At 58.5% G+C, this 19890-nt stretch carries 16 protein-coding genes and 9 pseudogenes; 13 read left to right on the top strand and 12 right to left on the bottom strand.

Annotated elements, in window-relative coordinates; genetic code table 11:
• Positions 1-118 precede the first annotated feature (118 nt).
• On the bottom strand, positions 119-2563 hold the full coding sequence (locus tag AMC88_RS25580; protein ID WP_016737400.1) for a beta-glucosidase: 2445 nt from the start codon (positions 2561-2563) through the stop codon (positions 119-121).
• A 468-nt stretch (positions 2564-3031) separates the two neighbouring features.
• Here AMC88_RS25580 and AMC88_RS34715 point away from each other — a divergent pair.
• Positions 3032-3212 (top strand): annotated as a pseudogene (locus tag AMC88_RS34715) (hypothetical protein); the annotation flags it as partial.
• Positions 3213-3621: 409 nt separating this feature from the next.
• On the opposite strand, the gene AMC88_RS25570 reads toward AMC88_RS34715, so the two are convergent.
• From AMC88_RS25570 to AMC88_RS25555, 4 genes and pseudogenes are all read right to left on the bottom strand, one after another.
• Positions 3622-4488, bottom strand: coding sequence for an ISAs1 family transposase (locus AMC88_RS25570; protein ID WP_237353186.1), 867 nt, complete (start codon positions 4486-4488; stop codon positions 3622-3624).
• Positions 4489-4775: 287 nt separating this feature from the next.
• On the bottom strand, positions 4776-5681 hold the full coding sequence (locus AMC88_RS25565) for a LysR family transcriptional regulator (protein ID WP_004674388.1): 906 nt from the start codon (positions 5679-5681) through the stop codon (positions 4776-4778).
• 336 nt (positions 5682-6017) lie between these two features.
• Positions 6018-6760: pseudogene (locus AMC88_RS25560) on the bottom strand (SDR family oxidoreductase).
• Positions 6761-6771: 11 nt separating this feature from the next.
• Positions 6772-7549, bottom strand: a pseudogene (locus AMC88_RS25555) (SDR family NAD(P)-dependent oxidoreductase).
• A gap of 467 nt (positions 7550-8016) precedes the next feature.
• Here AMC88_RS25555 and AMC88_RS25550 point away from each other — a divergent pair.
• From AMC88_RS25550 to AMC88_RS25535, 5 genes are all read left to right on the top strand, one after another.
• Positions 8017-8868 (top strand): SDR family NAD(P)-dependent oxidoreductase, encoded by an 852-nt coding sequence (locus AMC88_RS25550; RefSeq protein ID WP_008534165.1) that lies wholly within the window; start codon positions 8017-8019, stop codon positions 8866-8868.
• A gap of 7 nt (positions 8869-8875) precedes the next feature.
• Entirely contained in the window at positions 8876-9601 is a 726-nt protein-coding gene (locus tag AMC88_RS25545; RefSeq protein ID WP_225884158.1) for a RibD family protein, read from the top strand.
• A gap of 22 nt (positions 9602-9623) precedes the next feature.
• Complete coding sequence (locus tag AMC88_RS34535; RefSeq protein WP_009982859.1) at positions 9624-9746, top strand: hypothetical protein; 123 nt, start codon at positions 9624-9626, stop codon at positions 9744-9746.
• Between the two features lie 480 nt (positions 9747-10226).
• On the top strand, positions 10227-12176 hold the full coding sequence (locus AMC88_RS25540) for a multicopper oxidase family protein (RefSeq protein WP_016737399.1): 1950 nt from the start codon (positions 10227-10229) through the stop codon (positions 12174-12176).
• Between the two features lie 26 nt (positions 12177-12202).
• Positions 12203-12595: a hypothetical protein gene (locus tag AMC88_RS25535; RefSeq protein WP_004674379.1), complete on the top strand. Its 393-nt coding sequence runs from the start codon at positions 12203-12205 to the stop codon at positions 12593-12595.
• Between the two features lie 77 nt (positions 12596-12672).
• Here the strand turns inward: AMC88_RS25535 and AMC88_RS32360 are convergent.
• The 4 genes and pseudogenes from AMC88_RS32360 to AMC88_RS25520 form a co-directional block, all read right to left on the bottom strand.
• A pseudogene (locus AMC88_RS32360) lies at positions 12673-13340 on the bottom strand (transposase domain-containing protein); the annotation flags it as partial.
• Between the two features lie 47 nt (positions 13341-13387).
• A complete protein-coding gene (locus AMC88_RS25525; RefSeq protein ID WP_008534161.1) occupies positions 13388-13675 on the bottom strand; it encodes a hypothetical protein in 288 nt (95 codons plus the stop codon).
• Positions 13676-14001: 326 nt separating this feature from the next.
• Positions 14002-14241 (bottom strand): annotated as a pseudogene (gene tnpB / locus AMC88_RS34530) (IS66 family insertion sequence element accessory protein TnpB); the annotation flags it as partial.
• A 205-nt stretch (positions 14242-14446) separates the two neighbouring features.
• Positions 14447-14914: an avidin/streptavidin family protein gene (locus AMC88_RS25520; protein WP_004674376.1), complete on the bottom strand. Its 468-nt coding sequence runs from the start codon at positions 14912-14914 to the stop codon at positions 14447-14449.
• A 209-nt stretch (positions 14915-15123) separates the two neighbouring features.
• Here AMC88_RS25520 and AMC88_RS34785 point away from each other — a divergent pair.
• The 7 genes and pseudogenes from AMC88_RS34785 to AMC88_RS25500 all read left to right on the top strand — a co-directional run.
• A pseudogene (locus AMC88_RS34785) lies at positions 15124-15282 on the top strand (transposase domain-containing protein); the annotation flags it as partial.
• A gap of 200 nt (positions 15283-15482) precedes the next feature.
• Positions 15483-15701 (top strand): annotated as a pseudogene (locus AMC88_RS34155) (FAD binding domain-containing protein); the annotation flags it as partial.
• Between the two features lie 202 nt (positions 15702-15903).
• Complete coding sequence (locus AMC88_RS34150) at positions 15904-16119, top strand: hypothetical protein (RefSeq protein WP_308821658.1); 216 nt, start codon at positions 15904-15906, stop codon at positions 16117-16119.
• A 186-nt stretch (positions 16120-16305) separates the two neighbouring features.
• On the top strand, positions 16306-16584 hold the full coding sequence (locus tag AMC88_RS25515) for a (2Fe-2S)-binding protein (RefSeq protein WP_008534159.1): 279 nt from the start codon (positions 16306-16308) through the stop codon (positions 16582-16584).
• Between the two features lies 1 nt (position 16585).
• Positions 16586-17347, top strand: a complete 762-nt coding sequence (locus AMC88_RS25510) for an N-acyl homoserine lactonase family protein (RefSeq protein WP_004674371.1) — start codon at positions 16586-16588, stop codon at positions 17345-17347.
• Positions 17344-17668, top strand: a pseudogene (locus AMC88_RS32340) (xanthine dehydrogenase family protein molybdopterin-binding subunit); the annotation flags it as partial. The gene AMC88_RS25510 and the pseudogene AMC88_RS32340, both read left to right, overlap by 4 nt.
• A gap of 178 nt (positions 17669-17846) precedes the next feature.
• A pseudogene (locus tag AMC88_RS25500) lies at positions 17847-18247 on the top strand (transposase); the annotation flags it as partial.
• Positions 18248-18839: 592 nt separating this feature from the next.
• On the opposite strand, the gene AMC88_RS33765 reads toward AMC88_RS25500, so the two are convergent.
• The 3 genes from AMC88_RS33765 to AMC88_RS25485 all read right to left on the bottom strand — a co-directional run bounded on the left by AMC88_RS33765 (position 18840) and on the right by AMC88_RS25485 (position 19644).
• Positions 18840-18983, bottom strand: a complete 144-nt coding sequence (locus tag AMC88_RS33765) for a hypothetical protein (RefSeq protein WP_016737394.1) — start codon at positions 18981-18983, stop codon at positions 18840-18842.
• 39 nt (positions 18984-19022) lie between these two features.
• Complete coding sequence (locus tag AMC88_RS25490) at positions 19023-19280, bottom strand: BON domain-containing protein (protein WP_008534156.1); 258 nt, start codon at positions 19278-19280, stop codon at positions 19023-19025.
• 154 nt (positions 19281-19434) lie between these two features.
• Entirely contained in the window at positions 19435-19644 is a 210-nt protein-coding gene (locus AMC88_RS25485) for a CBS domain-containing protein (protein WP_008534154.1), read from the bottom strand.
• Positions 19645-19890: the final 246 nt, after the last annotated feature.

Here is a 19890-nt window from a genome sequence, read left to right as displayed (position 1 = left end):
CATTAACCAAGTACCGGTTTTGAGGCATTCTCTCACTCAACTCACCCAGCTTCACCGCCAAAACTGCATACGTTGGAACTCAACCACTGCCCAATATGGTCATTGATTTGCGGCACATTCAGAGCGCCAAGACAGCGCCCTTTTGCGTGACAGTTAAACTCAAACGGATGTCGGTGGCCGAGAACCCAGCCATCACTGCAAATTCCCCCGCCTCTATCCGCCAACGCCGCTCGGTCGTGTCGAAGAAGGCAAATGTTCGGGCGTCAAGTATGAAACGCAACCTTCGTTTCTCACCGGGTTCCAGGGCAATTTTCGAGAAGGCTTTCAGCTCTTTAACCGGTCTGGGTATAGATGCTTCAACATCGCCGACATAGATTTGCACCACTGCCGAACCTGGCCGCTCGCTGATGTTGGTCAATTCCAGTGTCACTGTCACCGCGCCGGCAGCGTCCGGTAGCCCTACCGTCAGGTCCGACATCGCAAAGCTTGAATAACCGAGACCATGACCGAACGGGAACAGCGGCTTAATGCCGTGGCGGTCGTAGTGCCGATAACCGACGAACACACCTTCGTCATATCGCACATGGCCGTCCTTACCTGGATAGACCGCGTCATCCTCGGTATGTGTGGGGTTGTCAGCCCAGCGCACGGGGAAGGTCTGTGCCAGTCGGCCCGAGGGCTCGGCCTTGCCGAGGAGCACATCGGCGATCGCGTTGCCAGCCTCCTGTCCGGGATACCAGCATTGCAGTACTGCACGAGCACCGGAAAGCCAGGGCATTTCCACCGGTCCACCGGTTTGTAGTACGACGATCGTGTTCGGATTGGCCGCAATTACCGCCTCAACAAGCTGGTTCTGCAGACCGGGAAGTGCAATACCGCGAAGATCGGAGCCCTCGGTATCCCAGTCGCCCGTTCTGCCCACGAAGACTACCGCATGATCAGCCTTTGCCGCGACGGCTGCTGCCTCGGCAATCTCCGCTTCGGCCGAAAATCTGCCTATTCCTACCCGAATTGCAGCGATATAGAGGTTGACGTGGTCGTGCCGGGCGTACTCGGCGACGACCTCGTATGTACGGCCGGCTTCGAGCGTGATTTCACCCACGACCTCTTCGCAGCCTTCTTCAAAGAATGTGGTACCACGTATCCAGGAAGCCCAAGCGTCCACCACAAGTCTGCCGTCCACATAGACCCGGCCAAGCCCGGCCGAGGTTAGTCCGACGCGATAGATGCCGGCTTCCGAGGCTGTGAAGATGGTGCGCATTCTAGCCGAAAAGCGAAGGGGATCGACAAAGCCCTCGGCCACGGGGGGCAACCATACACCAAGGCTCGACGGTTCCTCGACGACCTTCACCGGTTCGCCAGCTAGCTCCCTTCCTTGGAAAAACTCGAAGGTTGTGGGGTTTTCGATTAGCGGCTGAAACCGATAATTGTTGCAACCCTGAGCGTAGCACAGATTCTCCTCACCCAGCGCGTCCACCAGCCCCTGCCACGGACTGATGACATAGTGAGGGTTCAACTGCGCCGAGCCGCCTCCCATCACCTGCGCGACCTTAGCATTGGGTCCAATGATGGCGACCATACCTTGCTGAGCCAATGGCAGGACCCCGTCATTCTGTAGCAGAACTGCGCTTTCCGCTCCCGCGCGCCTGATCAATGCCCTATGTTCCGGTCGATCAATGGCGTACTCCTTAAACTCGCGATGATCGTTGATAGCGCCGGTGCGTTCCATCAAAGTCAGGATATTGCGCACACAGGCGCGGATCGTCTCGACACTAACCTCGCCGCCTTCGACCGCAGCCAGTAGCTTGGAGCCGCGATCGCGAGTCGGGCCCGGCATCTCCAGATCCAGCCCGGCATTCACGGTGGGTGCGGTCGAACGCGAGCCGAACCAGTCCGACATCACCACGCCGTTAAAACCCCAGTCACCGCGCAGAACCTCGTTCAACAGCCAATGGCTTTCCGCCGTGTAAGTACCGTTTAGCTTGTTATACGAAGACATCACGGCCCAGACCTTTGCCCGCTTCACCGCCGTCTCAAAGGGTATCAGGTAGACTTCGCGCAGCGTGCGTTCATCGATATCTGAAGAGATGGTTGTACGTTCAATCTCGGACTCGTTGCCGACGAAATGTTTTATCGTGGCACCGACTTTCGTGGACTGCAGACCTTCGATATAGCCGACTGCAAGTTCCGCCGTCAGGATCGGATCCTCAGAGAAGCACTCAAAGTTGCGGCCGTTTGTGACGCTACGCTGGATGTTAACGGTGGGGGCTAACGAGACGTGGGCACCTTTTGAAAGAACCTCGTCACCTAGGGCACTGCCGATTTCCTTGGCTAGATCCGGGTTCCAACTCGCTCCGATGGCGATGCCCACCGGGAAAGCCGCTGCAGTCACACCTCCGACAAAAGACCCCGCCCCGCGGGCGCCGTTGGGGCCGTCGGTCAAGCGCAATCTCCCTATCCCTAGGCGGTCGATGGGCGGTAAAGACCAGAACGTATCGCCGGAAAGTAGCGAGACCTGCTCCGCCAAGGTCATATTATCGAGTAATGCTTTCTTATCAATCATCTTCTCTGCTTCTTGAATCTCGATACTTACCTGTCCCAGATCGGCATCTCGAGATGCATATTGGGGAAGCTGGTGATCTCGGCGCCATGGAGCCGTCCATCCATAAAAAGGACGCCCGTTTGTTCATCAAGGCGTCGCGTCCCGCCGTCGCGAGGACGACGACATGTTCGAAGCCTTCACATAGCCGAGATGCGGTCACCGCTTTCCATTGAAAACAAGGGACATCGCGGCAATCGATTTCAGCAGTGAAAGTTGTGCCGGCTGCGGCAGCGCCGGTTCTGTTACGGAGTTATTCCTCCGCAAGTTTGTGAGACAGTTTGAACCTTAGCAAGCTTTATCAGACAATCTGTTGACAGACAACCTCGGTCGCGCAGCTTTCGTGTCGTCATTGATGATTCGATGCTTCCCTCGGAGGCGGATCCCGATTGATGAAGTTTCTTCGCCGCCTATGGACAAGGATCGACCACAATGGACAGGCTGTTGTCCCGTTTCCGGCTACAGAGTAATCATTTTCGTACTGTCTTTCATAATCAGCATTTGCGCGGTGGGGTTTTCGGGGCACTACGCCGCGGGTCTCCTACAAGGCCGCCTGGAAACCTCGAGCGAGGTGATGCAGGTGCTCTCGGGTTTCCGTGACGTCTCCGCCTCGTCCGTCTGCATCGCCCTCACGCCGTGCTTGAATCCTCCCTACATATGCAGGCATTCCCGGTTGATATCGATCCAGATTGTCTGAGAGCTACCAGTATTCGTTGATCCTGCCGTTATAGCTTTGCCTGCTCGTCTGCACAAATTTAGATATCGAGAGATCAAAAACGGGCGCCTGGAGGAGAGCCGTGGCAGTACCGCATTCGTACCGGCTGGTCGTGTCAGACAGCCGAAGACTTGCGGATTCTCTACCATCATGGATGGCCTCCGCTCAGAGAGGGATCGGAGGCTGTCACGTATTTTTTTCCGCTTTCGGCATGTTAAAGGATGCCAGGCGATCTTGCTGCCAATTATTTTTCTGGCTGCGAGCGACCGCTTTCTGCCGGCACTCAAATTCCCCTGGTGAAGCAGGGCTATCGCATATGAGCGATGATAGAGATGAGGAACTGATCGTCCCACCCTGCGTTCTTGATCTTTCGACGAATGGAGGCCTTATCTGGATGGGCTCGGATGAGGTTGAGGGCAATCTTTCGTAACAGAGCAATGTTTGCCGGTCCGTGATCCTTACGGTTTCTGGCGGCATCCTCGCGGAACTGGACGTCGAGCACCCAGTGCAGTTTGTTTTCGATCTGCCAATGAGTTCTGGTTACCTCGATCAGGGCGGCAGCCGACATGATGGTGGAGAGCAGGAAGTAGCGGACATGGCTGGTCAGACGGCCATCGGCATGACGGCTTGTGGCCTCGACGGATCCGATGGCCTGCAGGCCGGGGAAGTCGATGTCATTGACGGCGACGATGCAGGCACGGCGTCTTTCGCAGCGGTCATGGTCATTCTCGGCGGCGGTCTGGACGCCGAGTGGCTCGACGTCGTCCAGACGAGCAATCGTCTGTGCCAGGAGGCCGGGCTGATTGGCCTTCAACGCCAGGGCATAGTCGCCGCCGGCGGAAAGGATGGCATGAGCGGTATCGGCGCGGCAATGCAGGGCATCGGCGGTGACGATGGCACCTTCCAGCGACAAAAGCGCAAGCGCATCGAGCGCCCCTTGGACCTCGTTGCGGCCCGGCGCGGTCTGTTGGCCGATGACCAGGCCGCAACCGGCAGCCCAGACCTTGACGAGGGGCAGCGGCGGCGCCTCGTACCGCCTTGCCGTCGACCGCCACCACGCCTTCCATGCCCTTTGCAAAGGCTTCGGTAAAGCGGCTTCGAAGGCAACCTGATTGAGGCAGCGGAAAACGGTGGAGAAGGTGCCATGGCCGGCGATGCCATAGGGCAGCGGCACGATCGTCTTGAGCCACTTCTTTTTGGAAACGCCGAATCGGCCATGTCGGCGCAGCTTTCGGCGCCGCAAACGATCGCGGCAATGGCAATGAACAGGATCGACATCAGCGGATGACGTGTGTTGCGCCCCGAGGGTCGGGCAGATCTTTTAAAACAGGTGGCAAATCGATTCATCCGAACCTCCAAATTATCGGAGAGTTCTTGAGTCGATTTGCCTCAGCAAAACAACTCCTTACCATCCATGTGCGATTCTCCTGCCTGGTGAAGCTGTCTCGTCTGGTCGTCACTTCAATCGCCCGCAACCGGCGCCTTAAGGTAGTCGAGAAACGTCCGGAGAGCGGACGGCACCTGTCGATGCGAAACGTAGTATGCATGAAAACCCGGCCCGGTAGAGGTCCAGTCCGGCAGCACGACTTCGAGTGAACCGGCCGCAAGTTTGTCCTCGACCCGGGCCTGCAGGCAATAAAAGAGACCGCCTCCCTCCTCCGCCATGCGGATAGATAGTTCCGAATCTCCGAGCGTGAGAAGTCCCGGAACGTCGAGAGAAACCATGCGATCGCCGTCGCCAAGTTCCCATTTGCAGAGGTGATCTGTACCGGTTCGGATCCGGATGCACTCGTGCGTCAAGAGATCTTCCGGCCGCGCGGGCCGCCCTCGTTCGTTGAGATAGGCCGGAGAACCGACTACGATCCATTCGAGTTCGGATGTCAGACGCGACGCGATCATCCCCTCGGGAACCGTTCCCCCATAACGGATGCCCGCGTCAAAACCTTCGGCGACCATATCGATGAAGCGATCCTCGACGCTGACTTCGACCTCGACATCTGGGTAGCTCTTGCGAAAACTGTGCAGTCGAGGAGCGATCAGCAGCTCGGCGGCGTCACGCAGGGTGGTCACTCTCACTCTGCCCGTAGGCCCGCTCCTGAAACTGTCTAGGAGATCCATCGCAGCTTGAATGCCGAGGAAACGGGGCTCCAGTTCGGCAAGCAGCACTTCGCCGGCGGCGGTGAGACTGATGCTCCTGCTTGTCCGATGAAACAGACGGACGCCCAGACGGGCCTCCAAACCCCTGATCGAGTGGCTGAGGGCAGACCCGGAAACGCCGCGAAGCGCGGCGGCCTTTCGGAACCCCCCCGCACGCGCGATCGCGACGAAAGTTTCAAGGTCGGCCAGATCGGCCCGCGTTGATACCATGAGTTATGGATACTCGCACTTGTACTGAAAAAGATCGCCCTTGCCGGCGCCGACCTTGCTTCAGGCCGGCCGGCACCTTCAATCCTTATTTAACTGGCCCTGTATTTGGTATGTGATGGCCGAGGAAGCAGTCAAAAATTTGACCTAGTGATCCATGTTGGATCCTGCGAAGGACGGCGGAGATGGCCCGGTCGCTGAAAAACGAAAACGTCCGGGATTAGATCGTCATGCAATGAAGATCTTCGTGTCCACAGCCACGAGAGACGGCACCGGTTGGTTCCGCGAGGCGGTCTAACAGTCCCGGAGGTTCTAGTTCTGAGCTCTCGAAAACGCGGGCTACCAGTCCTGCCGGGTTGGATGGACGAAATGTCGTTGATCGTGATCTCCGGGGGCTGGTCTAGTGCATAGACCACGGCTTCAGCCATCGACGACGGCGGAATACCCTGCTTGTTGAGCTCTCCGGCGATCTTTCTGCCCGTCTCGTCATGAACCTTGTCGGCCCAGCCGGTATCGATCACGCCAGGGCTGATCATAGACACTTGGATCCCGCTACCCACGCCCACCTCCTTCCTGAGGCTTTCGGTAATACCGCGTATGAAGAACTTCGTGGCTCCGTAAACCCCTGCCGCCTCGCCGACATGAACGCCGGCGATAGAGCTCATATTCAGGATGCGGCCGGACCGGCGCTCCAACATCGACGGCAGCACCGCGGCGATCGCATGCAGATAGCCACGCAGATTGGTATCGATCATCTTGTTCCAATCGCCGACGGCGGCATCCTTCCAATAGGAAAAGAGCATGAGGCCGGCATTGTTGACCAATATATCGACCGGGCCGTACGTCGTTGTGGCGAACGCGACGAGGGCCTTGGTACTCTCAAAATCCGTGGCATCAGCAACCTTGTAGCTGGCAATACCTCCCGAACCGGTGATGTCTTCGACGATCTGACTGAGGCGTTCCTCATTGCGGCCGGCAAGGACGACGCGCGCACCTTTTTCCGCCAATCCTCTGGCGGTCGCCGCTCCAATGCCCGAGGAAGCCCCTGTGACGATGGCGACCTTGTTTTTCAGATGTGACATGACGTGCTCCTTCACTGCGGTTGGGTCAATTCGGCTTGCCGCGCGGCTTTGACGGGCTCGGGGGTCGTCCGGTTTTCCAACACCTGGCGCTTGGTTTCCTGATCTCCGCCGACGATATGGTCGATGCCGTTCATGAGAGCCTCGAACCCCTGCTGGGCGACGAGCGTCTTGTCGTTTTTTTGTTGGCCACCGAGCTTCGTACCGCCCATTCCAGCGTTCGCGTGGAAGTCGCTGTTGGTGGCGCCCGGAAGGAGTGCCGTCACCGTGACCCCGGTCGAGCGCAACTCCTCGCGCAGACGCGAACATATAACCAAATGCCTTCGACGGGCCGTAAACGGTTTCGTATGGCGTGGGCAGGGTCGCCGAAACCGAGGAGGTGATGAGAATCCTGCCGCGGCCGTTCTTGACCATATGTTGGACGACGCGTTTGGCCATATGGACGGTCCCGGTTACATTGATCGCAAGCAGGCGAAGCTCATCCTCGAGATCGTTATCGACAAAGGCGCCGCCAATACCGATACCGACGTTCAGAGCCGCGGCTTCCAAGGGGCGCCCCAGCCCGTGCGTAAAGGTCCAGAACCTCTCGACGCCATCGTACGTCGAGGCATCCGCTTTGAACGGATATGCTTCGGCATCAAGGCTTCGTAGCGCATCGGCGGCCTCGTTCACCTTGTCGCTTGAGCCTGAAATGGCGACATCGAATCCATTCTTGGCGAATTGTTTGGCAAGCTCGAAGCCTATTCCAGATGAGCCGCCCGTGATCATTGCGAGTGGTTTATTCCCTGTCATGATTTCACTCCTTTGGTTTGGTCAGCACCACGATCGTCTCGAGGCGCTGGTGACCAAATGCCCGTGGAGCCGATTGGTTACATGAGCAAAATTGATCGGGGCGGTGAGTGAAAATCATCCACCGATCTGGCAGGGACCAGGAGTGCGTTACCTTTTTGGTCCCGTCCGCGGTCGAACTGGCCAGGCATTCCCTACGTCACGAAGGCCCTTGAGTGAACACGGCTCATCGGTGCGTGCGATCCCGCTCACTTCAAGTAGCCGTCGCGCTACCCTATTCTTATAGTGCGATCGAACGGTCGTTCGCAGCCCGCGGATATGATCCGACGACCCAAGCGCCCGAGTAGCGTTGATGGACTTCTCTGCGCTGGTGCCATCGGCCGGCACGCTTCTCGGAGAAAAATTCCACGGCGACGGCTTGTCCGGCACACCTTCCAGCGGTGACGGTCCAATGACGGGAAAGACAAAAAATGAGCGAGAGAATGAACAGCGTCGTTGCTCCTGGCCGCGTTGCGGTCATCACGGGAGCTGCGAAGGGCATCGGCTTGGCAATCGCGAGGGCTCTCGCGGCCCGCGGCATGAAGCTCGCGCTGCTGGATCTCGACGCCGACGCACTTGAGGATGTTACTTCGACACTCGACACGGACATCCTGATCGTGAGCGGCGACGTATCAGATTTGTCGGCACTGACCAGGTTGCGGGACGAAACGATTTCGCGGTTTGGCGACGTGGCCGTTCTAGTAAACAACGCGGGCATAACGCAAGGAGCCGGCCCTTGGGACAATCCTGCAAAGTGGCGACGCCAGATCGATGTAAACTTCCGAGGTGTTCAGGCCGCGCAACACGTCTTCGTGCCCTACATGATCGAAGCCGGTCGCCAGTCGGCCGTTGTCAACCTCGGCTCCAAGGAAGGTATTACGACTCCTCCAGGTAACGCCGCATATTCGGTGGCGAAGGCAGCTGTCAAAGTCCTGACCGAACAGCTGTCGCACGAGCTTCTGAAGGAGACGGGAGGTCGTGTTTCGGCTCATCTCCTCGTCCCTGGCTACACGTGGACACCCATGAACATCGCACTCAAGCCGCAGGGCATTGCGAAACCCGATGAGGCATGGACCGCAGAGCAACTGGTGGAATACTTCCTGGTCCGTCTGCTCGACGAGAATTTTTACATCATCTGTCCGGATAACGCGGTTACGTCTGCGATCGATGCCAGAAGGATCCGCTGGGCGGCCGACGACATGATCCTGAACCGGCCGGCGCTTTCACGCTGGCACCCCGACTGGATGGATAAATTCGCAGCCTGGTTGAAGGCAGGTCACTGACGGTGGAATGTTTGTAGAGGAGAGTAATCCAATGCCCAGACCCTATGTAATCTGTCACATGATGTCGCCGCTGGATGGCCGATTGATCGTCAATGATTGGGCCGAGGCAACCGGCCATTCGGTCGATGAGCTCGTGAAGATCTATGACGGCCTGCATGAGAAGATCGGTGCCGACGCCTGGCTTTCGGGAAGAGCGACGGGAGAAGAGTTCGCGGACGCCGTCGACCGCCCCTATCAAGCAACCGGCACAGCCGCGCGACCGATCCATATCGCCAACCCGGACGCCGGCGAGTTCGCTGTCATCGTGGATAAGGACGGTCGGCTACGCTGGGACAAGAGCGACATTGACGGAGCTCACCTTGTGGTCCTGACAGGATCTGACGTGGATGATGCTTACCTGGCGGGCCTCACCCAGGCTGGCGTTTCCTATATCGTCTCGGAGAAAGATGGCGTCGATCTGAAAAACGCGCTTGACCTTCTTGGAACCGAGTTCGGTGTGAAGCGCTTGATGCTGGAAGGCGGGGCGCAAACCAATGGCCATTTCTTGAAGGCGGGTCTTGTTGACGAGGTCAGCCTGGTCATCTTCCCTGCGATCGGAGGCAAGTCGAATACACCGGCCATATTCGAGGGCGGCGAGGATGGGCTTGCCGGCAGGGCGAGGCTCACGTTTATCAGCGCCGAAGCCGCTGGCCTCGGCTCCGTGCATCTGAGATATCGCGTTGGACGTCCATAAGAGACGTCCATAGGAGAAGATTGTGGAAGGGCTCCCTCCTGCCGTCGTCGAAATGATCGTCGAGGAGCAGGGCGCGATACTCCTGAGCAAGCAACCTTGTTTCGAGATCATCGCGCAGCGCAGAGAGCCGGAAGAACTGGCGTAGTCTGCCCGTGGTGTCTCTCCGATTAGGCGGTGTGATGAACGGTATGTGACGCCGACATTAATGCCCGCGGCGGTGACCGCGATATGAGCGTCAAGGCGTTGCTCGAGTGCAGCTCGACAAACAAACAAGGTGAGACGCGTATTGCCGCACGTAACGATGCTCCCCACAAAAATGTCGGGCCTACTACACCTGCTGTCAGGTTTGTCAGGTGCGCGCCATGGTGCTGTTCCGCCCGACTTCCTACCGCGCTCTCGTGGAAGTCCTTGAAGCATAGGCACAAGATTCCTTCTGAGGCTCGATCCGGCCAGAGTGGCATGAGTCTTGAAACTTTCTCGTCGCGCGGCGGCAGCTGTCTTCTCCCGAGAAAGCGCGCGAGTCAAAGTCGAATTGCAGGTGAACGCATGGTGACGCAGTAGAACTTTGTGGATGCGGTTCGACCCGGGGAGAACAAAACTCCGGGCAGAGGTTTGGGAGGGTTGTTTGTCTGTGTCTGACAAAATTGCGATCTTCGGTATGGCGAGCGTTTTTTCGGTCACCCATGCGCTATTCGCAGTCGCTCAAGAGGCCAGGGCCGTGACTAACCCCCTGGCCTATATGCTGCAACCTATCACAAAATCCCAGGGGATGCTGAAAACCTTCGAACAAAGCCGGGAGACATTTCCGGGCGAGGTTCTGCTCGATATGAACGCTACCTATCTCGACCGACAGATCTACAATCCGGCCACGGCGCGCTACGACCACGTTAAACTGCGCGGCTATCAAGACGCCCGCCAGACCGGCTTATCCGGTGCCGACACGCCATTGGTTGGACCGACCATCGATCTACGGCCCGGTCAGACGGTGCGGGTAACGCTTCACAACCTGTTCCCTCAGGATTCCACCTGCGGCATCGGCGGTGGCAGTGCCAATACCCCCCATTGCTTCAACGGTACCAACCTGCATTCGCACGGTCTCTGGGTAAATCCGTCTGGCAATGGCGATAATGTGCTGATCTCAATCCGTCCCGGCGTTTCGTTCCAATATGAATACAACATCGCCGTTGAGCATCCCGCCGGCACCTTCTGGTATCACCCACACCTACACGGATCAACCGCATTGCAGGTGTCGAGTGGCATGTCCGGGGCGTTGATCATCCGTGGCGATCGCATGCCGACACCGACCGAGACTGGCGATATAGACCGCCTATTGAAGCAGCCGGGCGGCTCCGATATCGCCGAACGGGTTTTGGTGCTACAGCAGATTCAATATGCTTGCACCGATAACAATGGCGACATCACTTATGATTGCCAGCCAGGACAGGTGGGCGGCATCGAAAGCTACGATCAGTTCGGACCTGGCAGTTGGCCGGCTTCGGGCCGCTTCACCAGCGTCAACGGCCAGGTGCTTGGTCAGTTGGCATCAGCGGAGGCTGGCTCGGTCGAGCGGTGGCGGATGATACACGCCGGGGTTCGCGACACCATCAATTTCGAAATCCGGCGCAAGACCGGGACGACCGCGTTCCGCACGCTTGCGGCAGCGGACACCGACAGATGGATCGACCAGAATTGCGGCAAGGATACTATTCCGTATGGGGTGGTGGCCCAGGACGGGCTGACAATGGCGCAGGTGCAGATGCGGCAGCAAGCGATCCTGCAACCGGGCTACCGCGTTGACGCGCTGGTGGTGTTGCCAGGAGCGGGTGACTACTGCATCATCGATGGCGCCGCACCGGCAGCGGCCAGCGTCAACCAGGAGGCTCCAAGCCGACGGCTTCTCGGCATAGTCACTGCAGTAGGCGGCCATGCCGTCAATGGCGAGATCGGCACCTATCTTCAGGATTGGCTGATTTCGGCGGCTGAGCGCACGATGTCACAGAATGTCGCCGGCAAGGTTATCGATGACCTCAAGAACGAGATGTCGCTCTCAAGCTTTATTCCCCATCCGGACATCGACGCGGGCGAGGTCACCGGCGAGCAGCAACTGGTGTTTAACATCGATGTGAAACAGCCGGGTGCCACCTTCTTCGAGGTTGACGGCAAACCTTATGATCCCAACCGCATCGACCGGACGTTGCCGCTGAGCGGAGTCGACGAATGGACGCTCCGCTCGGATTTCGTCAGCCACCCATTCCATATCCATGTCAATCCGTTTCAGATCATCAAAATTGTCGATGCGGCCGGCAACGATGTCAGCGCGCTTGGCGCCGATGACGACGGCGATCCGCAATATCCAGGCTTGAAAAATGTCTGGAAGGACACGCTGTGGATCAAGAATCCCGGCACCGATCCGTCGGCGCGCTACACGATCACCGTGCGGACGCACTACCAGCGCTATATCGGCGAGTTCGTTCTGCATTGCCACATCCTCGATCATGAGGACCAGGGCATGATGCAGAACATCAGGATCACCCTGCCGGACGGCCAGGGTGGCACCGTTTCCGGCCATCATTAGGGCGTCGATCGCCATTGGGAGGAACTATGAGCTTCACTGGCACTTGGAGTTATCGCAGCCTGATCAACAATCCCGATTTATCGGTTGATTTCAATGCACTGGAATTTGGCCAGGGAACGCTGGTGCTGACCGAGTTGGCTCGGCGCAAGGTCGGCGGAACCATTGGTGGGCCCGGGTGGTCGCTGGAATTGACCGGTACGGTGCGTCCGGGAGACCCTGTCGAGCTGCAATTCACTGGAAAGGGCGATGTGGCCGGCGAGACCTGGATCTACAGCTATCGCGGCTACATCGTGCCGAACTGGCCGAATGGCGTCGATCAAAGGGACGCCATTGTCGGTAGCATCGTCCGCGACGTCCCGCATTCGCATGGGGTCGCCGCAGCCGGCTACGTTGCCTCCTGGTATGCCGTGCGACAGTGATGCTCCAGCATTTGCCGCAGCTCGAAGACATTCGGATCAACATTCACCGGCCAGGGTCTAGGTCGACGGACCGATGCCTCACATTTGAACCGCGTGCTCTGGCGGTTCAGCGGGATGTGCTGCCCGAACTTGTCGAACACGATCGTCGCCAGCAACTGAGGGCCGATGAAGCCGCGCGGGCGTCGCATGGAACGGTGCGGGAGCCTGACTGATCGCCTCGCAATCGCGGCAGGTAAATTTCTCGCGCACCGTCTCGATCACCTTGAATCGGCGCGGGATATCCTCCAGCGTTTCCGTCACATCCTCGCCCAGCTTCGACAGCCGCGAGCCGCCACAGCAGGCACATGCCGTCGGCGCTTCGATGACGATGCGTGCGCGCTCGACGTCTTTGGGCCACGCCTTGCGCACTGGACGCTTGCGGGCGAAGGCGCGCACGGACTGCGTTCTGGCCGCGGCCTCTTGGACGCTCAGTTCGTCCTCGGCGGCCTACGCCACGAGCTCTTCGAGCTGCAAATTCCAACTGATCGATCAGCCGCTGCGTGCGCTCGCGGCGCGGCCCGTGCTTCTCGCGCTCCAGCTTGCCGGTCAGCAACTGCAAATGCACGTTGAGCGCCTCAATGCTCGACAGCCGCGCCTTCGCGTTGGCCGCGTCCGCCTCAGCTTGCAGCCGCGCAGCACGTTCGGCCAGCAGCGCCGGATGAGCGCTGGCAAGGTCCGATGGCAGGGTAAGCGGCGGCAATGTCATAACGACATTGAATCAGATTTCTCAACAATTTCAATGCAAAAATTGAGTCAAACCCGGCTGGGGCGCCAGGTTTCCTGCCGTGCGCGCCAGTCAATTCCCTCCAGCGACAACGCATGTTGATGCCCCTCCTGGTGAGGCTGAATGATTCTCAGATCGAGTTGATGAATGGTACGGTTGCGAAGGTCGCGAACCGCGTTGACGACCGCTGGGGAATTTTGGAACAAATATGCTCCGGTTGATTGCTGGTCGATGAGCAGGCGCTTCCGCCTGATTTGAACGTAAATCCAATTGACGGGAATATCGAGCCTGGCGGCAAGTTGTACGGCGCTGAGCAAACTAGGTTCGTGTGTCCATCTGTTGCGCTGTGCCTTTACCTAGATGCCCGCTGCAAGGCGGAGGCGTTGCACAGTGATTGGCAAAACCTTCTCCTCACAATTGGGCGAATGGTGTCCTTCGCGCGTCAGTATTTCAGGCTTCGACATATCCCTGTGTCGCAGACACGGGTATCAGCAAGGTCGATCCACCACGATGTTCAACCTCATACGACGGCGCGAAGTTGCCGCCTCTACGTCCCACCTCACGCATCACATTAAAGGGGCGTCCAAATAACGGATGGCTCGGATCCAGCACCTCGATCTTGTCCGGTGATGATTCGTCAGACTCACAAGCAGGGATATTTCTGTAGACCTTCGAGCAGATAACCGAGCTGCGCCGGTGTGATCACCACCGTGCCGTCAGCGGCTGACGGCCAGATGAAGCGGCCGCGCTCCAGCTTCTTCGTGAACAGACAAGCGCCCTGGCCGTCACGCTAGATAAACCTTCCTCGCTCCAATTTTTTCGTGAACAGGCAGGCCCCCTGGCCATCGTGCCAAACGACCTTGATCAGATCGCCGCGTTTGCCCCAAGGCGGCGCATCCTCGGATGCTTACTTTTGTCCGGAAAGTTTTGGCCGCATTGAACTCATCAAATAAGGATTTGCGCCGCGCGGACGAGCACGCGGCGCTTTTATTCGGCAGGGAAAGCAGCTTCGTCTAAGCCTTTGGCCATATTCGATGAATTCTTGCTCCACAATCTCTGACGGGCCAGCGCCGGCAGGGCAGAGGAGATTAATCCTTCAAGAGGCTTTTGTTCTCAGTCGTCGGCACGTACTGGAAAGTGTCTTGTCCTTGCTCAATGGCCGGACCGGAGCCGCCTTCGTAAGCGAGGTTCCAGCTCGTGACTATCTCAGTGTTGTTGCCGTTGACCTGTGCGTAGCCGGTCCATCCGGTTGCGGAATTGCAGTTCTCCGTCGAATTGTTCCAGCCGACCGAAAATGCGATGAACGTCCCGTTTACCCTTCCTGTTAGCGGATAGGGCGAGTTCTGGCATCCGGTGCCCTGGGCTCTGTTTACATATTGGCCGGAGACATTTCCGAACGAGTCGACTTGAATGATCATCGTCGAGCCGGACTGGTTCTGCCAACTGCTGGAAGCCGATGCGATGCTTGAAAAATCCTTGAAGTTGCTTGCATCGAAAGCAAGAGCTGAGGTTGCTACAGCAAACACAAGTGCTGCAACTGCATTAGTACGGATCATGGTTTTTCCTCCTGATGTGCGCCGACCGTCGGCGATCGTACCGAAGGTTGCATATAAACTCGTAATAATCAATCAATCCGAGTAGCAATTTCCCGGGTTGAGAAAACCGAAAGACGGGCCGCGCGTTGCGTGGCGCGGCCCGAGAACGAGCATCAGGAGTGAAGACTTACACGATGCAAATTACGAACGGGATAGCGCAACGCTAATATTTGACCATCATTGGAACGGACAAACTGCATGGCCGCAACCCCGAGAGCTACCTCACGGACGTCCTAACCCAGATCAAAGATTAACCGGTAGATAGGCTTGAAGACCTGTTGCCGTGGAATATGCTTCCGACGGTCTCCACTGCGCAAAAGGCCGCCTGATGGCTCGTTCGATGCATATCTGCACGATCGAAGACGTGGCCACCATGACCGGCGAGAACCTCGAACTGCTCAGAGAGATCGTATCCATCCGAGCAGGGCCGCGGGATTTTGGGCGCCGCGCGTAGTAACGTCGGTTCATGGAGATCGGATCGAACTGCACGGAGATCGGGTGAGAATCGGCGCCGACGGTACGCCATCACATGACCGCGACAGACCCGATCATCCGCCAACACTTGCCGATCGTGCATGAGGCGATGCATCACGTCACCCATATGACCGTGCGCAACCGCGGCACCTTCGGCGGCAGCGTCGCGCATGCGGATCCAGCGACCGAGATGCCGATGATGACACGGTTCCTCGGTGGGACGGTCATCGCCTCCTCTCAGCGCGGCAGACGCGAAATACCTGCAGCCGATTTTTTTGTCGGATCGCTGGTCAACTCGTTGGAACCGGACGAGTTTGTAATTCGCGTCGAGCTCGACGCGATGAGACCGGATGCCGGATGGGGATTTGAGGAGTTTGCAAAACGCCACGGGGACTTCGCACTCGCTTGCTTTGCGACGACGCTGCATTGTGTAGATGGCAGGGCGTCTGACGTTCGCGTTGGCATGATGGGCGTTGGTGAAACCCCGCTGCGGCTTGAAGAGATCATCGAGGACGGATGTTTCCGAGCCGGCTCTCGATACGGTGGCGGATCGCCTGGCTGGAATCCTCACGCCCAACACGGATATCCATGCCTCTGCAGATTACCGCAGGCATCTCTCAGGCGTCCTTGCCAAACGGGCCCTTCGCGCCGCCTGGAGCCGCGCGAACCACGAAAGGCTTCAAGCAAGATGAGTGAGAAGACGATCACCGTCAGCGTCAACGAAGCGTATATGACGCGCACGATCGAAGCACGAACGCTGCTGAGCCACTTCCTGCGCCAGGATCCTTTGCCTGACCGGAACCCATGTCGGGTGCGAACATGGCGTTTGCGGTGCCTGCACCGTCATTCTCGATGGAAGGAGCGCACGCTCCTGTCTGATGCTTGCAGTGCAGGCAGACGGGAGCGAAATCGAAACCATGGCCAGGGAAGCGTCGATACTCGGACGAATCCAAGAAGCGTTCCGCCAGCATCATGGCCTGCAATGCGAATTTGTAGGCCCAGTTTCATCGTTGGCGATCATCGACCTTCTTCGCCACCATCCGCTGGAAACCGATGATAAGATCAGGGAAGCGCTCTCAGGAAACATCTGTCGTTGTACGGGCTATGAAAACATCGTCAACGCCGTCCGCGAACTGGCTAGCAAGAGAGGACCTTAAGATGAAGATGCATTTTCTCGAGGCCGGCCGCCTTCGTATGCGCCGGTCCATCTACGTCCCTGGGGCGCTGAAGGAAGAAGCGATTGAATTGCCGGTTCACGCCACCCTGATGCGCCATCCCCAAGGCAACGCGCTGTTCGATAGCGGATGCAATCCAGAGGCCGCCATCGATCCAGGCGCGCGATGGGGTGGGTTAAGCAAGGTTATGACCCCGATCTTTTCGCCAGAGCGGACGGTCGTTCATCAGTTGAAGACTCTTGCTCTCGATCCCGAGGACATAGATGTTGTGATCTGTTCACATCTGCATCCCGATCATTGCGGCTGCAACGCGTACTTTCGGCGCGCAACGATCCTCTGCCACGAAGCGGAGGCGCAGGCCGCCACGGCAAGCGGTGCAGAAAATCAAGGCTATCTTCGAGGAGAATGGGACCAGCCCCAGGGTTTCCAGACCTTCAATGCGGAGCATGACGTCTTTGGCGACGGGCGCATCGTCTTGCTGCCCATGCCGGGTCATACCCCCGGAATGACCGTCGCCCGTGTCGAGCTGGAAAAAGATGGTTCATTTATACTCGCTTCAGATGCTGCCCCGCTCCAGGCGAGCGTCGACACCGGTATCGCTCCGAGAAATACTTGGAACATCGAACTCGCCGCAGAGGCACTCGCTCGCCTGAAAGCTCTTCGGGAGCGGGGAGCTTCTATCATTTTCGGCCACGACGACGCGCAATGGCAAGAGTTGCGAAAGGGTGTGGAGTTCTACGAATGAGCCAGCAGGACCATTCCGTCGAGCTGCGGCCCAAACTTGTCGGCAAGCGGGACAAGCGCACCGAAGATCCACGTCTGCTGACGGGTGTTGGTCAGTATGTCGATGACATGGCGCCGCGGTATGTTGCATATCGCATTGCGACGCTCCGACCAGCCACATGCCCGAATCCTGAACATCGATGTCGGCGATGCGTTCTCGGTGCCCGGCGTCGTCGCGATCTATAACGCGAGCGACCTGGAAGGAGAGATCAAACCTGCCATACCGACCTCGCGTATGCCTGGTTATTACGCCACCCCCATATGGCCACTTGCACGCGGGAAAAGGTGGCCGTTCTATCGGATCGTGTCCCAGTACGTGGCGTAGGTGACGGTAGGGAGTAAAGCCGAGCGCCCGCGCGCTTCTCGTTGCGCTGTAGCGGGTGACCGGCTTTGCGGGCGGCCATCAGTGTTTTTCCGCTAGGGTCGGGTTGTTCAAGACCAACCTGACGGAAAGATCACCGATGACCAATGACATGATGAACGTGCGCTCCCTTGTTGAGAAGAGTGCCGATGCAGATTTGTTGCGTGAGATGATCGGTCTTGCTGCCGATCGGCTGATGGAGCTGGAAGTAGGCTCGGCTACGGGTGCAGACTTCGGTGTGAAGAACTCGATGCGGCTCGCACAACGCAATGGCTACCGTGACATCGGGAGACGCGGGCTGGCACCGTCGAGCTTCGCATTCCGAAGCTGCGCAAAGGCAGCTACTTTCCGAGCTTCCTTGAACCGCGCCGCATGGCAGAGAAAGCTCTGACGGCCGTTATCCAGGAAGCGCATATCCAGGGAATCTCGACTCGTTCTGTCGACGACTTGGTCAAGGCCATGGGTATGAGCGGCATCTCCAAAAGCCAGGTGAGCAGCCTAACATCGGGACGAACGCAATCTGCGGGGCGAAGGTGGCTGCGACGGCCATCCTCATCAGCGGCTGGAGATAGATCAGATAACCGCCCACGGTGACAAGGATGCCGATCTGGAGTAGCGGCTCGGAGATGCTGGTCCCAACGAAACTGCCCACCGGTTCCGCTTCCGCAAAGACGATCGACAGCTCAACCCCCTCGAGCGTGGATTCCGATGGCGGCGTCTCGGCCCGATGCAGAACGCGCGCCCCGAGCCAAAGCGTGCTTTTTTCGCCCACCCAGCTTCTTTAGAGGTTGGAGGTGAATTTATCGCGCCCTTCAACACTGCGACCGCGAGATAGAGGGAGACGAGAAAGAGAAGAGACCGGTATGACGCTTGCTCGGTCGCCTCATTGACGATCCGGCGCTGGAGTTCGAGAGGCGCCGCGCCGATAACGAAAAGAGCCAGGGACAGCCCTGCGACCAACGCCTGATGACGCCTTCCCATCAGCCAGATGAAGCCGAATAGTTCGGAGAGCATCGAATCCGTCGCGCCATTTGCGGGACGCGGCCGGACAATTAAATCCTGGAGGGCCAGATGTTCATCGCGCACTCACGGGTCAGAGAGAGCGCTCGACGCGCCCGGTTCGGGAGTCGTCGGATGGCCTCACCAGTAGGACGCTCACGACCGTCCCCACCATGAGGATCAGGATGACGAGGAGAAGCCTCGACACGACGGCGTCTGCGATGACCCTGACAAACATGACGGAAACTCCAGGGACGATTTCATAGTTTGAGAGAGCTCACCATGCGGTATCCAGGGTGATGTTGTTTACCACGCCGCCGACGCCGCGGATGCTTTCCGCCGCCACCCTGGCCGCCGAGCATTCCAGCTCCGTCTCGACCTCTCCCCTCAGGGTCACTGCCCCGTCGGAGACGGTCGCATTGACGATGGGGAACCTTATTTCGAACTCGGTTTCCAGGCGGCCACGAACGGCCGTCCCTAGGGCCTCGTCGCCGGAAGCAGTACACTGCCGTCGAACATCGAGAAGCGCTCGCATCAAGTCGTGACGGCTGATTATGCCGGCGAGTCTGCCGTTCGGTGTTTGATGTCGTGGGCCTGCAGGAGTTCTGCGAGCTGGCTCGCGGTTGCGCTCGGGGCGGCGCTGACGACGGGCGTCGACATCACGTCCTTGACGCGCCAGCTTCGGGCCTTCACATAGTCCGCCAGTGCATCTTCGCGGTCGCGCGTATGCGGTACCGCCCGTCTCGCCCAGGATGACGCCACCCGGCGCAGCAGGTCTCCCCGGTGACGATGCCGGTGAGCCGCCCTTCGCCATCGATGACGGGCACCGCGCCGATCTTGCTGGCGTTGACGATCTCGACGGCTTCCCTGACGTTGTGTCCCTCGTCGAGCGTCGTCACGGGGTCGTCATGATGTCTCTAGCAAGCATCGCGCTGTCTCCTTTTCGATCGGACAATTACGGAGCCAACTTGTTGAGCGCATTGACGTGGATCAAGGCAGACACGAAGCCGCGGGAGGCATCCTTCACGCGTCGTCGTCTCTGAAGCCTTCCGACGAAGTGCGGCGTCAGGCTCGCCCGCATTGCAACTTATTGAGGATCGAGGCGTTACGGTTCGGTCTCGTCCTCGCGCGGCGTACCAAATTCT

It is taken from the genome of Rhizobium phaseoli, from assembly GCF_001664385.1.
In the GTDB taxonomy this organism is placed as follows: domain Bacteria; phylum Pseudomonadota; class Alphaproteobacteria; order Rhizobiales; family Rhizobiaceae; genus Rhizobium; species Rhizobium phaseoli.
The sequence above is the reverse complement of the archived record's forward strand: the minus strand, read 5'-3'. Positions and strand labels throughout refer to the sequence as shown.